The sequence below is a fragment of the Asticcacaulis sp. genome, assembly GCA_024707255.1.
GTDB lineage: Bacteria > Pseudomonadota > Alphaproteobacteria > Caulobacterales > Caulobacteraceae > Asticcacaulis.
The window spans coordinates 549,604-563,745 of the sequence record JANQAC010000002.1 but is presented as its reverse complement, the minus strand read 5'-3'; the positions used below and the strand labels follow the sequence as shown (position 1 = coordinate 563,745).

The 14,142-nt window shown below is 60.3% G+C and carries 10 protein-coding genes and 1 pseudogene; 7 read left to right on the top strand and 4 right to left on the bottom strand.

Annotated features, from left to right (window positions below; translation table 11 throughout):
* Positions 1 to 18 precede the first annotated feature (18 nt).
* Positions 19 to 1,740 carry a sulfotransferase gene (locus NVV72_14000; protein ID MCR6660388.1) on the top strand — a complete coding sequence of 574 codons (1,722 nt, stop codon included), beginning with the start codon at positions 19 to 21 and terminating at the stop codon, positions 1,738 to 1,740.
* Here NVV72_14000 and NVV72_13995 read toward each other — a convergent pair.
* Positions 1,727 to 3,964, bottom strand: coding sequence for a family 20 glycosylhydrolase (locus NVV72_13995; GenBank protein ID MCR6660387.1), 2,238 nt, complete (start codon positions 3,962 to 3,964; stop codon positions 1,727 to 1,729). The two genes, NVV72_14000 and NVV72_13995, sit on opposite strands and share 14 nt — an antisense overlap.
* 198 nt (positions 3,965 to 4,162) lie before the next feature.
* Entirely contained in the window at positions 4,163 to 6,868 is a 2,706-nt protein-coding gene (locus tag NVV72_13990) for a TonB-dependent receptor (protein ID MCR6660386.1), read from the bottom strand.
* A gap of 384 nt (positions 6,869 to 7,252) precedes the next feature.
* Here NVV72_13990 and NVV72_13985 point away from each other — a divergent pair, with 384 nt between their 5' ends.
* The 6 genes and pseudogenes from NVV72_13985 to nagA all read left to right on the top strand — a co-directional run bounded on the left by NVV72_13985 (position 7,253) and on the right by nagA (position 13,302).
* Complete coding sequence (locus tag NVV72_13985; protein ID MCR6660385.1) at positions 7,253 to 8,557, top strand: sugar MFS transporter; 1,305 nt, start codon at positions 7,253 to 7,255, stop codon at positions 8,555 to 8,557.
* 63 nt (positions 8,558 to 8,620) lie between these two features.
* The gene (locus NVV72_13980; GenBank protein MCR6660384.1) at positions 8,621 to 9,529 is read left to right on the top strand and encodes an ATPase; all 909 of its coding nucleotides are present in this window, start codon (positions 8,621 to 8,623) and stop codon (positions 9,527 to 9,529) included.
* Entirely contained in the window at positions 9,529 to 10,338 is an 810-nt protein-coding gene (locus NVV72_13975; GenBank protein MCR6660383.1) for a copper homeostasis protein CutC, read from the top strand. Before NVV72_13980 ends, NVV72_13975 begins: the two co-directional genes overlap by 1 nt.
* Position 10,339: 1 nt before the next feature.
* A complete protein-coding gene (locus NVV72_13970; protein ID MCR6660382.1) occupies positions 10,340 to 11,080 on the top strand; it encodes a GntR family transcriptional regulator in 741 nt (246 codons plus the stop codon).
* Positions 11,081 to 11,097: 17 nt separating this feature from the next.
* The gene (locus NVV72_13965; GenBank protein MCR6660381.1) at positions 11,098 to 12,159 is read left to right on the top strand and encodes an SIS domain-containing protein; all 1,062 of its coding nucleotides are present in this window, start codon (positions 11,098 to 11,100) and stop codon (positions 12,157 to 12,159) included.
* Positions 12,156 to 13,302 (top strand): annotated as a pseudogene (gene nagA, locus NVV72_13960) (N-acetylglucosamine-6-phosphate deacetylase). Before NVV72_13965 ends, nagA begins: the two are co-directional and overlap by 4 nt.
* On the opposite strand, the gene NVV72_13955 reads toward nagA, so the two are convergent.
* The gene (locus NVV72_13955) at positions 13,299 to 13,577 is read right to left on the bottom strand and encodes a hypothetical protein (protein ID MCR6660380.1); all 279 of its coding nucleotides are present in this window, start codon (positions 13,575 to 13,577) and stop codon (positions 13,299 to 13,301) included. The pseudogene nagA and the gene NVV72_13955 sit on opposite strands and share 4 nt — an antisense overlap.
* 89 nt (positions 13,578 to 13,666) lie before the next feature.
* Complete coding sequence (locus NVV72_13950; protein MCR6660379.1) at positions 13,667 to 14,083, bottom strand: DUF465 domain-containing protein; 417 nt, start codon at positions 14,081 to 14,083, stop codon at positions 13,667 to 13,669.
* Positions 14,084 to 14,142 lie beyond the last annotated feature (59 nt).

Sequence of the window (14,142 nt, the reverse complement as noted above, 5' to 3'; positions counted from 1 at the left end):
GTGCCGTATGGAGTCCTCTTGACCGCATCGCCCCATCCGCTTGTTCTCAAGGGCCGACAGGCATTTCAGGCCGGTGATCTTTCCGGTGCGCTCAGTCTGTGCGGAATGCGCCTAAATGAGGCTCCAGACGATGGCGATGCGCTCGAACTCAAGGCGGTTATCCAGTCCGCCCGTAAGGATTTTCGCGCCGCCGAAGCCACCATGCGGCAAGCGATCGCTTACGACCCGGCCAGCGACTGGGCACTGAATGACCTGACGCAACTGCTGCATTCTCAAGGTCATAAGGCGGAGGCCGAAACCGCCGCCCGCGCCGCCCTCATCGCCCGGCCGGAAGATCCGCAGTCGCATCTGCAACTGGCCGTTATTCTCGGTGAAAAGGACGACCTCCCCGCCGCCGAATATCATAATCGCCGCGCCCTCGAACTGGCCGGCCCGCACCCGCAGATCCTCGTCAATCTCGGCCTGACGCTTTATAATCAGGGCCGGATTGATGAAGCCCTGCCCGCGCTCATGGAGGCCCATCGCCTGCAGCCAGATTCGGCGCAGATCATGGCGCATATTTCCCGCGCCTATGAGGCCAAACGCGACATGGCCGATGCCTATATCTGGCTGGAACGCGCCGAAGCACTCGGCAAGCGCACCGGCGAGGACTTCACCCTGCTGCGCGCCCTTTACCTGCGTCATGCCGACCAGCCGAAGCAGGCCCTGGAACTGATCGAACAATCGAAGGATGCACCGGGCGCCCCCGCCCTGCTGGAACGCGCGGTTTTACTCGACAAGCTGGGCCGCCATGACGAGGCCATGCAGGGCTTTGTCACTGCCAAGGCGCGCCTGGCCAGCGATATGGGCGTGCGCTATGACGCCGCTAAAGTGACCGCAGAATTTGCCGCGCTCAAAACCTTTTTCACGGCGGAAACGGTCTCGCGTCTGCCGAAAGCCGGAATCCGCAGAGATACGCCGCAGCCGATCTTCATCCTGGGCTTTCCGCGGTCGGGCACCACCATGATAGAGCAGATGCTGACTGCCCATCCCGATGTCAGCGCCGGCGGTGAACTGCCGTTTGTGCATGAATGGCAAAAGCTGATCGATGACCTCCTGCCCGGCGACCAGCCTTTTCCGCAACGGCTGGCTCAGAGCCAGGCTGCCGATTACCGCCATATGCCCGGCTTGCTGCGTGACTATTATCTCGGCCGGGCCGAAACCTATGGCCTCCTGGGCGAAAACAAGCGCTTATTCACCGACAAGATGCCGCTCAATGATGTCCACTTGCCGCTGATCCGCCTGGCCTTTCCCGAGGCTGCGATCATCCGCATGATCCGTCATCCGCTCGATGTCGCCATCTCCATGCTGTCGCATAACCTGACGCACGGCTACAATTCAGGCTACCGGCTGGAGACCATCATCGCCCATATGGTGGCGATGCATGATCTCAACAGCCATTATGACGGGGCGCTCGGCCATCCGGCGCTGAACCTGAAATACGAACAGTTCGTGGCGGAGCAAAAAGGCCATACCCTGCGCGTGCTGGGTCATATCGGCCTGGGTTTTCACGAAGCCTGCCTGCGCTTCCATACCAATCCGCGCCATGCCCCTACCCCCTCTTATGCGCAGGTATCGAAGCCACTCAATGACCGCTCGATCGGCCGCTGGAAACCCTATGCGCGTTATTTCGCTCCCTACATGGATCGGATCGGTCCCGTGATTGAAGCGCTGGGATATGAGGCGCCTATTTCGGACTGAGGCGGATATCTTTCAGCGCCCACTGCACCGGCGGCGCTTTTTGCGCGAAGGTCAGGCAGAGGTCATGCGAACCCGTCGCAGCCGGTATCTGACCGTGCAGTTCATTCACGCCGCCGCGCCTGACCGCCTTTCCCATCGGCAGGGCGGCAACAAGCGGGCCGTCGCAGCTATCGAGATGGATATTGAATTCGCCCTCCGGCGTTGTCGGCGTATCGACCTTGACCGGATCGGGGTGATTGCCAAGCTGGAAGTTGAACGGGAAGTCGGCAACATGGACCGTGACATCAAAGCCTTTTGACGTATCGGCCTTGCGCCATATCCAGCAGGGATTGAGGATATCCATCAGGATCACCGCGCGGTCGCCCTTGAAATCCGTACTGTCGTCTTCGAGGTTGAGCACCAGCTTGCCGGCACAGGTTTCCAGTTGCTGGCTGACGCGCGTTTCCAGCAACGGCCGGGTCAGGAGATAGCTCTTCGCTTGCCCCAGCGGCTGGCCGTTCAGGAAGGTCTGGGTGGTCAGCTTCGTACCGAGCGGCAGGGTGAGAGGTTCAGTATAAACGGGCGACTTGGTCGTAGGCGCAGAACCACCGGTGGCATAATGCATCTCGCCCAGTTCCAGGTCTTTGCTCAAGGTGGCCGTCACTTTCGCCGCGCCTGCCGGGGCCAGCGACAATTGCGCATCGAACGGCGCCTGGTCATAGCGAATGCCCAGCGTGGTCAGGCGGTTGAGATCAGCCGGCAGGCGTTCGGTAAAGCCCTGCCACGAGCGCACATCAGGCGCACTCCAGCCGATTTCGGCAAAGGCCACCATACGCGGAAAAACCTGCCGCTCGACGCGCTCATCGGTGCGCGCATGTTCGGTCCAGATATTACCCTGGAGGCCGAGAATATGCTTGCGGGCTTCAGGTGCAATCTCGTCCGGCGCCGGATTGAACTCATAGGCGTCCTTCAGGGTGATGATCTGACCGCGCCCCGGCGGCTCGTCGGGCGATCCGCTCTGCCGGTGATTGAGATAGAGCACCGGTGCCGGCGACAGCACCGTATCATGGCCCAGCTTCGCCGCCGCCACCGCGCCATCGATGCCGCGCCAGCTCATGACCGTGGCATCCGGCGCGATACCGCCTTCGAGTATCTCGTCCCAGCCGATCAGACGGCGACCCTTTTCCGTCAGGTGCTGACCAACACGGCCGATGAACCAGCTTTGGAGCTCCATCTCGTTCTTCAGGCCGAGTTCCTTCATCTTCGCCTGAATCTCGGGACTGGCTTCCCATTGCGGCTTGATCGCCTCATCGCCGCCGACATGGATATATTGGCTGGGGAAGATATCCATCACCTCGTCCAGCACCGTATCGATAAAGGTGAAGGTGCTGTCCTTGACGTTGTACAGATTGGGATAGACGCCCCAGTCCGACAGCCCCTGCTTCGGCGGCGTGCCTTCCGTGCCCAACTCGGGATAGGCCGTTATCGCGGCGGTGGCGTGGCCGGGCACATCGATTTCGGGCACCACGGTGATGTTACGTGCGGCAGCATAGGCCACAATATCGCGCGCCTGATCCTGCGTGTAGAACCCGCCATACATCAGCGGTTTGCCGTGCCCATCCACGCCCGCCGCACCGGCTTCCTGACGGAAAGCGGTCTTTGCCGTCAGGTCGGGATAGGCCCTGATCTCCAGCCGCCAGCCCTGGTCGTCGGTCAGGTGCCATTGCAGGACATTGAGCTTTTGCGAGGCCATGCCGTCTATGATCCGCTTGATCTCTTCGGGTGACTGGAAATGGCGGACGGAATCGATCATCAGCCCGCGCCATTTGAAACGCGGCGTATCGAAAATGCTTACGGCCGGCAGGTCCACCGTCCCTTTTGCGCTGTCCGGCGTCGCCAGTTGCCACAGGGTCACCGCGCCATAAAAGGCGCCGGCGCGGCTGACGGCCCCAATCGTCACACCGCCATCCGTGACAGTCAGATGATAGGCTTCATTATCCTCGGCCACCAGGGTCTGGATGCGGTTGAGCCGGATGTCTTTCTCACCCTCAGCCGGCACGGCCTGACTGATTTCCAGCGTCAGGCCGCGCGTCTCTTTCACGGTATCGCGCAGCCAGTTGGCGACACCCATCAGTTCGGCATCACCGGCCGGCACATAAATCTTCGTGGCATTACTGAGCGAAAATGCGCCTTCTCCCACCGTCATCTGTGCCGGCACAGGTGTCAGGGCCGGCGGGGCCGCCATCGCTGGTAAGCAGCCGAAACCCAACAGGCAGGTTGAAAGGATCAAGGCTTTGCGAAGGCTGAGACGTCATGGCGTTTCCTTTAAATTATCGTGCAGGTTGCCTGCTTCAAAAAAAAAGAGCAAGCCCCGGTTTGCGGCGCTTGCTCTAAGGAGAGGAAACAGGTGCGGGAACGGTACGAACCATCCCCGCTGTACGCTTTAGTACTTGAAGCGAGCGCCAACATAGAAGGATTGGCCGTTGTCGTAGATGGCGCGCGGGAATTGCGGCGAACCCACGAAATAGTACAATTTTTCGTGCAGAAGGTTCTGAGCGTCCACGGTCAGAGCGATGTGATCGCTGAGATTATAGCTGAACGAACCGTCTAGCGTACCGTAGTTGTCCTGCCACATGGCCGCACCCCGATCGAGACCGGAGACGAACTTGGAGCGGTAATTATAGGCCAGACGCGTGCTGATCTTTTCATTTTCGAAGTAGCCGGTCAGGTTGGCCGTGTTCTCAGAATTGCCATCCAGGGCCGAGCCGTCATTCTTCCTTGCATTGGAATAAGTGTAGTTAAAAATGAAGCCGAATCCGTAAGCGAGCGGTTGTTGCAGGTTAAACTCAAAACCCGCATCCTTGGCGCCGCCGCCGTTGGTTGGCCCGGTCATTTCAAATACTGCGCCAGGATCTGGATAGGCAACCGGATCGTTGTCGTGGTTCAACTGGGTCTGCTCCGTGATCAGATATTGATAGAACTTTTCCTGGGTGGTGAAGTTCGAAATCTGGAGGTCAAACAGCGTGAAGGAAACCAGGGCTTCCGGCCCATAGTAGTATTCGACACCGGCATTGTATTGCCAGGCACGGAATGGCATGAGCGTAGGGTTCCCTCCTGCCGTGCCCTTGAAGTTGGTGCTATCGACCGTAAAGGCGCCGGCCAGTTGCGCGTAGCCCGGCCGACTCATGACACTTGCGGCGCCGGCACGGAAAACCAGTTCATCCGAGGGCCTGTAGGTGAAGTTGGCGCTGGGCAGGATATCCCAGTACTTGTTCTCCGTATCCACTTCGGCGTAGGCACCGAAGACGCTCGGTATCGTCGGCGTGCCGACGGGAACGTTGGTGGTGTACTGGATGGCGGTCGTGTCCGTATGAACAGCGCGCAAGCCCACGTCACCACGCCACTTGTCGCCCCCCAGTTTGGCCATCACATAATAAGCTTCTGACTTTTCACGGACAGCAAACGAAGCCGGCGCATAGAATCCGAACTTGCGACCGCCATTGTTTTCATCCAGGAATTTGTATACCGCGTCTCCATTGGCGAAGGAATAGCCTGGAATGGAACCCGGCAGGCCATCACCATAGTCGCTCGGCGTTACATCGCCTGTGAATACTGTGCCCAGACCGACTGTATTGGTACCACTGTAGGCACCGTTACCGCCCCACGAATAGGCAAGGTAGTCCAGGCCATGATAGTGATCGGTAGCACGGGCACCGAACTTGATTTGACGTACAAGGTCGTCACCCAGGTCATAGGCCACATCGATCTTGGCATAGGCTTCACGATCTGGCGCCTTGATGGTGCCGCCCCAGGACCAACTGAAATTATTGTTCAGGTAAGCCGCCGAAGTCGGGTCGCTGGGCAAGCCATTAAAGGCAACCTGCGTGACCTTGCCGAGGTCATAGCTGGCGCCGACATTGTTCCAGTAGGTTTCCCAAGCGGCCGTGTCGTCGGTAATACCGTTACCGGAAGTGAAGCCCAGTTGCCCCTTGATCGCCCATTTGTCGGTCGGGTGCCATGTCATATCGACATTCAGGTCATAGGAATCAGAATGAGCCTGACGGAAAATATCATCCTGGACAATGGAGCTGGTTGTCGCCGATGCATCCCAACTTGCTGACGTTACGTACGTCTTGCCGCTATCCGCCGCATTGGTGGCCGTGGTGTAGGCGGTCGGCGTTGTAGCCGAAAGCTTTGAGCCCCACAGCATGAAATTATGGTTCTCGTTATTGGCCTCCAAGTGGGTATAGAGACCGGAGAAATCAAATTCGAGCGTATCGGACGGTTTCCACTGCACCATGAAGTTACCGCCTTCGCGGACGCGCTTCTGGGTGAAGTATGCGGATCCGATCAGAGAAGGAACAGCCATGGTCTGGCCGCTTCCAGCGAAGTTGGCTACGTCATTGTAGCCAAGAACTTCCTGACCATCACGACGGAATTCCCGCGCTTCGTAATAGGCACCGACGAGAATGCCCAGAGTATGGCCGTCATTCTTCCAGCTGTACATGCCGGAGATGTTGGGCTCCCACTTATCGGCAAGTGTCGCATACATGCCTTGAGCCGACAGCGCAAAGCTGTTGGCGGGCATATCAAGCGGCTTGCGCACGTGAACGTCGACTGTTCCGCCAACACCACCTTCTGGCAAATCAGCCGAAGATGCTTTGATAACTTCCACTGAGCCGACAACTTCCGAAGGCAGCATGGTGTAGTTGAACGAACGTCCAGCGTTGGTCTGATCAAGCACGAACCAGTCGCCGGTCGCCATATTGTGACCGTCCATTAAGGTCAGGTTGAGGTTTGGATCGGTGCCGCGGATCGAGATGCGTTCATTCTCACCGAAACCGCCGGCATTGGCCGAGCCGGTAACGACGTTGACGCCGGTAGCGCGTGCCAATGAGTCAGCGACGTTCTTGTCCGGGAACTTGCCGATATCTTCCGCAGTGATGACTTCTTCGACGCGGTCGGCATTGCGCTTTTGCTTCAGCGCCGATTGCAATGATTTGCGGATACCGGTGACGACGACGGTGGTGTCATCAGCCGGCGCGGCCCCGTCTGCCGCATCCTGGGCATAGGCGTGGACGCCCATAGACAGACCAAGCGCCAGTGTAGCCGCCGCGCTGGTCATGAGAATATGACGTTTGAATTTCATCTGTATAGCTTCCCTATTATGCAGTGTGCCGCCCGCGGCAGGGCGAGCCCCTAAATCCTGATTACTGCCGCATTTCTCATTGGACAGGCCCGAATTGGCAGCCATTACAATACCAAATGACACCAATGAAATACCTGACGCTGCATAACTGCTATCTCCGGTCTTGCAAAACTGTCAACTTAGAATCGCACATATATTAAATTGGGCTACGCTTGCGATGGAAATGTTACAAATTTATCGCATATTTGTATGATAATTTGTGAAAATCAGTATGTTTTTCGTATAATTTACGAGTTGCGGCAAATTTTTGCGAAGACCGATTGCATTTTGGATTCAATTCAGCCATACCACTTAAAGGAATTGGTATTATAGGGGAAACAAACCATGCCGACACCTGGACCTGTAACAGCCGCGAACGCACCACAGACCACGCCATGGGGCGCTGTTCTGATGTTCTGCGGCCTGTTCGCCATCTTCGGCTTTGTCACCTGGCTGAATGGCCCGCTGATCACCTTCTCCAAGCTGGCCTTTAGTTTAAGCGACGTCGAAGCCTTCCTGGTGCCGTCGGTCTTTTACCTGTCCTATTTCTTCCTGGCCCTGCCCTCGGCCTTTATCCTGCGCAAGACCGGCATGAAGGCCGGCATGGCGCTCGGACTGCTGCTGATGGCGGTGGGCGCCGCCGGCTTCGGCCAGTTCGCCTCCATGCGGATGTTCCCGCCGACGCTGGTGTCGCTGTTCGTCATCGGCGCCGGGCTATCCCTGCTGCAAACCGCCTCCAACCCCTATATCTCCGTGCTGGGGCCCATTGAATCGGGCGCGCAACGCATCGCGCTTCTGGGCATCTTCAACAAGCTGGCCGGCGCCGCCGCGCCCTTCGTCATCGGCACCCTGATCCTCAACGGCATCGGCCAGATGCAGGCCCAGGTCGATGCCGCGCCCACCACCGCCGCCCGCGAACTGCTGCTCAATGCCTTTGCCGCCCGCATCCACCTGCCCTATCTGGTCATGGGCGCCTTCCTCGCGGTGATTGCCTTCCTGGTCTACAAGTCGCCCCTGCCCAATATCAGCGATGACGCCAATCCCGGCACCGGCAAGGGCTTCTGGGCCGCCCTGCCGCAGATGTTCTTCGGCTTCCTCGCCATCTTCTTCTATGTCGGTGTCGAGGTCATGGCCGGTGATGCTGTCGGCACCTATGGCAACGGCTTCAACCTGCCGCTCGACAAGACCATCTTCTTCACCAGCTACACCATGGTCGGCATGTTGATCGGCTATATCTGCGGCCTGATCGCCATTCCGCGCTTCATAAGCCAGGAACGCTACCTCGTCTTCTCGGCCGTGCTCGGCATCCTGTTCAGCATCGGCGCCTTCCTTACTAAGGACTACGTCTCCGTCGCCTTCGTCTTCGCGCTCGGTTTCGCCAATGCCATGATGTGGCCGGCCATCTTCCCGCTCGGCATCCGCGGCCTGGGCAAGCTGACCGAGTTCGGTGCGGCCTTCCTCGTCATGGGCATTATCGGCGGCGCGGCCATCCCGCAACTGTTCGCTCATCTCAAGGATCAGTACAGTTTCCAGCTCGTCTTCCTTTGCCTCATGGTCCCCTGTTACGCCTATATCCTCCTGTTCGGACTGGTGGCGGGACGCAAGAGCAAGGCCGCGGCAATACCTGTGGACGCGCCGACGGACGTCTGAAAAGCCGCCCCCTCACCGAAACCTGACAAGTCTCTCAAAGCCAGCCGTGTTATGTTGCCTCTTATGAATACTCCCGATTCCCACCTCCAGCTTTTCGCCGGCGTCGATGGCGGCGGCACCAAGTGCCGCGTCCGCGTGCGCGATGCCGAAGGCGTCCTGCTGGGCGAGGCCGAGGGAGGGCCGGCCAATATCCGCCTCGGCCTGAATATGGTGTGGGCCAATATCCTTGGCGCGTTGGATCAGGCCCTGGTTCAGGGCGGGCGCACCTCCGGCGAGTGGCAGAATATCAGCATCGGCTTAGGGTTGGCCGGAATCTCCGCGCGGGAAGACGCCGAACGCACGATTAAGGCTGGCCCGCGCTTCGGCCGCTGCGATGCCTCTTCCGATGCCCATACCGCCTGCCTCGGCGCCTTTTCCGGCCGTGACGGCGCCATACTCATCTCCGGCACCGGCAGCGCCGCCTATGCCTGGGTCGGCCACAAAGCCACCCAGATCGGCGGCTGGGGTTTCGAGGTCTGCGACAATGGTTCCGCCGCCGATCTCGGCCGCAGGGCCCTTCGCGCCGCGCTCGAAGGTCATGACGGCCTGGCGTCGCAAAGCGATTTCACCCGTGCCCTGATCCAGCATTTCGGCGGCCATCCATCTGATATCGTCCACTGGGTCACCACCGCCAAGCCGCGCGACTATGGCGCCCTGGCCCCGCTGATCATGGGCTTTGCCAATGGTGGCGATGCCGTGGCCGAGGCGCTGGTCCAGCACGGCGCCGATGACCTGGCGCGCTACATCCATCGCCTGAACGAAGTCGGCGCCCAGAAGGTCTCTCTGGTCGGCGGCATGGCCCCCATCTTCCTGCCGTGGATCGCCCCCAAGGCCCGCGCCTGCCTGGCCGAGGCCGAACACGACGCCTTGGAAGGCGCTCTGCTGATGGCCCACGGGGTCAGTAATGGCCTGGGTGAAACGGTGAGCGTCTGATGTCAAACGACCTGCACATTCCGCTATCCGGGCCGCTGCTGGAAGTCGTGGTCGATACGGCGGCCGGACTGCGCACGGCCGTCGATAACGGTGCCGATCGTGTCGAACTGGTGGCGGCCCTTTCCGAAGGCGGCCTGACTCCGTCGGTGGGCCTGATGAAACTGGGTGGCGAATGCGGCTGTCCGACGCGGGCCATGATCCGGCCACGCGCCGGTGATTTCACCTATACCGCCGACGAATTGCATATCATGCATAGCGATATCGTGGCCGCCGCGTCATGCGGGCTCGAAGGGGTCGTTCTGGGCGCCAACCTGACTTCGGGGGCGCTGGACGAAGCCGCGCTGAAAAGTCTGGTGGTTCATGCCAAGGCGCATGGCCTGGCCGTCGCCATGCATCGCGGTTTCGATCTCGTACCTGATCCTGCGGAAGCCTTGGAAATCGCCATATCACTGGGCATCGACACCCTTCTGACCTCCGGCGGCGGCCAGACGGCTGCGGAAGGCGTGGAAGGTCTGGCCACCCTTGTTGCGCAAGCGGCTGGCCGTATTGAAATCCTCGCAGGCAAGGGCATTACCGCCGAGAACGTCGGCACCATCCTCGACGCGGGTGTCTCCGCTATCCATGCCTCTTGCAACGCCCCAATCCCGCCGCACGATAGCCGCGCCTTCGCGCTCGGCTATGTCAATGCCAATATGCGCGATACCGACGCCCGGTCGGTGGCGCATCTGAAGTCCATCCTGACCACCAGGGGAGAGCCTGATGAACGCGCCTTCCCGCACCAAAACCTACGCTGCCGCGAAAGTGCCTGATATGTCGTTTGCCGAAACCATAGGCCGCCTGGCCAAGGATGACCCCGCGCCCTTGTATCTGCAATTGCAGCGTGCCCTGCGTGACGCCATTCAGAGCCGGCAACTACACCAAGACGATGCCATTCCGCCGGAACGTGACCTGGCCGAGGAATTCGATGTGTCACGCATCACCGTGCGAAAGGCGATCGACGGCCTCGTCTCGGAGGGCCTTCTGACCCGCCGTCGCGGCGCCGGCACTTTCGTGGCCTCACGCGTCGAGAAAAGCTTCTCCAAATTGTCCTCCTTCTCGGAAGACATGATCTCGCGTGGCCGCAAGCCGCATTCGGAATGGGTGTCGAAATCCGCCGGCGCGGTCACACCGGAAGAATCCCTTTCGCTGGGCCTGTCGCCCGGTGCCCTGGTTTACCGCTTCCACCGCGTCCGCTATGCCGACAACACCACCATGGCGCTCGAGTATTCGACCATCCCCGGCTATTGCCTGGCCTCACCGGAAGCCGTCACCAGTTCGCTTTATGACGCGCTGGAAAAAACCGGCCACCGACCGGTGCGCGCCCTGCAACGCCTGCGCGCCGTCGCCTTCCTGCCGGAACAGGCCGAGCGCCTCGGCGTCAAGCCAGGCGATCCGGGCCTCTTCATCGAACGCCGCGGCTTCCTCCAGGATGGCCGCGCCGCAGAATTCACCCAGTCCTATTATCGCGGAGACGCCTACGACGTGGTCGCGGAACTCAACGATATAAGCTGATACTCCAAGGAATAATGATGCCCTCCCCTACCCTTGCCCATGCACCGCTCGACGCCGAAAAGACGTTGATGTTCTCCGAAGCCGCCGAAGGCGGCGCGGCCGTCCAGCGTTTCCTGTCCCACAACAAGGCCGCCCTCGCCCGCCTCGGCGCGCATCTGAAAGCCAACCCGCCGCGCTCGGTCACCACCGTGGCGCGCGGCTCCTCCGATCACGCCGCCACATACGGCAAGTATCTGATCGAGACTTATCTGGGTGTCCCGACCTCCACCGCCGCCATGTCGGTTTCCTCTATCTACGCCGCGCCCGTGGTGGCCGAAGACTCGCTCTGTATCGCCATTTCGCAGTCTGGCCGCTCGCCGGACCTGCTGGCGACCGTGGAAGCCCACCGTAAGGCCGGTGCCTATATCGTGGCCCTGGTCAATGACGAGACCTCGCCCCTGGCCGCCCTGGCGGATACGCTGCTGCCGCTGTGCGCTGGTCCGGAAAAGTCGGTGGCGGCCACCAAGTCCTATATCGTTTCGCTCGGCGGCCTGGCCGCTATTGTCGCCGCCTGGTCGGGTGATGAAAGCCTGACTGACGGCTTGCATGACCTGCCGTCGCAACTGAGTGCTGCCTGGTCTCTCGACTGGTCCCCCGCCCTGCCGGTGCTGCAATCGGCGCGCAACCTGTTCGTCATTGGTCGTGGTTACGGCTTCGCCGTCGCGCAGGAAGCGGCGCTGAAGCTCAAGGAAACCTGCGCCCTGCACGCCGAAGCCTTCTCTTCGGCCGAAGTCAAGCACGGCCCCATGGCCATCATCAATGACGGCTTCCCGATCATCGGTTTCGCCACTTCTGATGTGGCCGGCGATGGCGTGCGCGAGGCGGCGCAGGAATTCGCCACGCGCGGCGCCTCGGTCCTGCTGGCCAATGTCGAAACCGTCAGCGGCACCACGCCCCTGCCGGCCCTGGCCAGTCATCCGGCGCTGGAACCGATCCTGCAAATCCAGAGCTTCTATCGCCTGGCCAACAGCCTGTCCGTGGCCCGCGGCCTCGATCCCGACAGCCCGCCCCACCTCAACAAGGTCACGAAAACCGTATGAGCCAGACCAGCTTTATCAATGCCCGCATCGCCTTGCCCGACGGCCGGCTGATCACCGGCATCCTGACCTGTGACGGCGAAACCATCACGGCGATCGGTGATCAGCCGGCCACTGGAGAGATCATCGACGTGGAGGGCGGCTATCTGTTGCCCGGCTTTATCGACACCCAGGTCAATGGTGGCGGCGGCGTCCTGTTCAATGACGAGACCAATGCCGCCGGTATCGCCGCCATCGGCAAGGCACACCGCCCCTACGGCACCACCGCTTTTATGCCGACCCTGATCAGCGACGAACTGAGCGTGATCGATGCCGCCATGCGCGCCACCGAGGACGCCATCGCCCGAGGGCGTGCCCGGCGTCCTCGGCATCCATATCGAGGGGCCGTTCATTTCCAAGCAACGCAAGGGCATCCATAACCCGGAGATGTTCCGCACGCTCGATGCCGAGTCCAAGGCCCTTCTGAAGAGCTTGAAGCGCGGCAAGACGATGGTGACGCTTGCGCCGGAAAACTGCACGCCGGAAGATATCGCCGAACTGGCGCAGGCAGGGGTGATCCTGGCCGCCGGTCATACGAACGCCACCTATGAGACCACGGTTGAGGCGCTGAAAGCCGGCATCACCGGCTTTACCCATCTATTCAACGCCATGTCTCCCTTTACGCACCGTGCGCCGGGCGTGGTCGGCGCCGCGCTGGAAGACCAGACGAGCTATACCGGCATCATCGCCGATGGCCACCATGTCGACTGGGCCGCCCTGCGCATCGCCCTGCGCACACGTCCGATCGATCGCTTTATGCTGGTGACCGACGCCATGCCGACCGTCGGTTCGGATACCAAGACCTTCGTGCTCAACGGCCAGACCATCATCGTGCGCGATGGCGTCTGCGTCGGCCCGGATGGCACACTCGCCGGTTCCGATCTCGACATGGCCACGGCTGTGCGCAATACGGTCAACCACCTCGGCCGCACTCTGCCGGAAGCCGCCATCATGGCCGCCACGGCGCCGGCGCATTTCCTGGGCCTGGGCTCTTCGCGCGGCTCACTGATTATTGGTCAGCGCGCCGATATCGTGTGGATGGACGCAGACCTGCAAATGAAGGCCACCTTTATCGGCGCTCGTTCCGAGGAAGTTATCGCGGCCTAGACGCCAAATGTATCGGTGACTTCAATCAGGCCGACAATCGCCTGGTTGAAGTCATCCAGTTCCTCGGCCGGAATCCAGTACTCCTGATGTTCCCTGCCACCGGCGATCTCAACCTTGTATTTCGATAGAAAATCCGTCCGCACATTGAATTGCGTAACATAACCGCTACCGCTCTCCGGCACATTCCAGTCGCGCGCGATCTTGACCGCATAAGCATGGGTAGTGACGGGATAGAAAATCGGCTGCTCCGGCAGGCGTGGAGGAAAAGCTTTCATCCCCGACGCTTCGATCAGCGCAAGTTCCTTCGGCCCGACTGGCCGTCAGAGCGTTGTGGTTGACATGATAGTTTTCAAAACTGCCTAAATCAGGCGATGATATCCGGGCGAATCTTGTCTTCGATCTTGGCGATCTGGTCGCGCAGGGCCAGTTTCTTGCGCTTGAGGCGGGCGATCAGAATCTGGTCCGGCAGGGGCACGATTTCCAGCGCGCTGATTGAATCATCGAGATCCTTGTGCTCCTGCTTCAGCAGGGCGCATTCATTACGCAAGGCTACAACCTCGCCATCGATCGGCAGTTCGCGGACGCGCGGTTCGAGATCATCAACCTGAGCCGGCGTCTCTTCCGGCACAAGCCCGATATAGCTGTGTTCGCCTTCGAGGCGTTGCGCGATTCGGCGCTCGATATCCTTGTCCGTGTCACCCTTACCTGTCTGCTCATCCGATTTGACCAGATGCAGATTGTCTTTTCCGCGCAGGGTCCGGATATTGCTGTCGTCGTGCATGAGCCGCCGACTCCTCTCAGGCTTAAGGGGTTGAAGCTAAAGGACAAAAGAGGGCAATT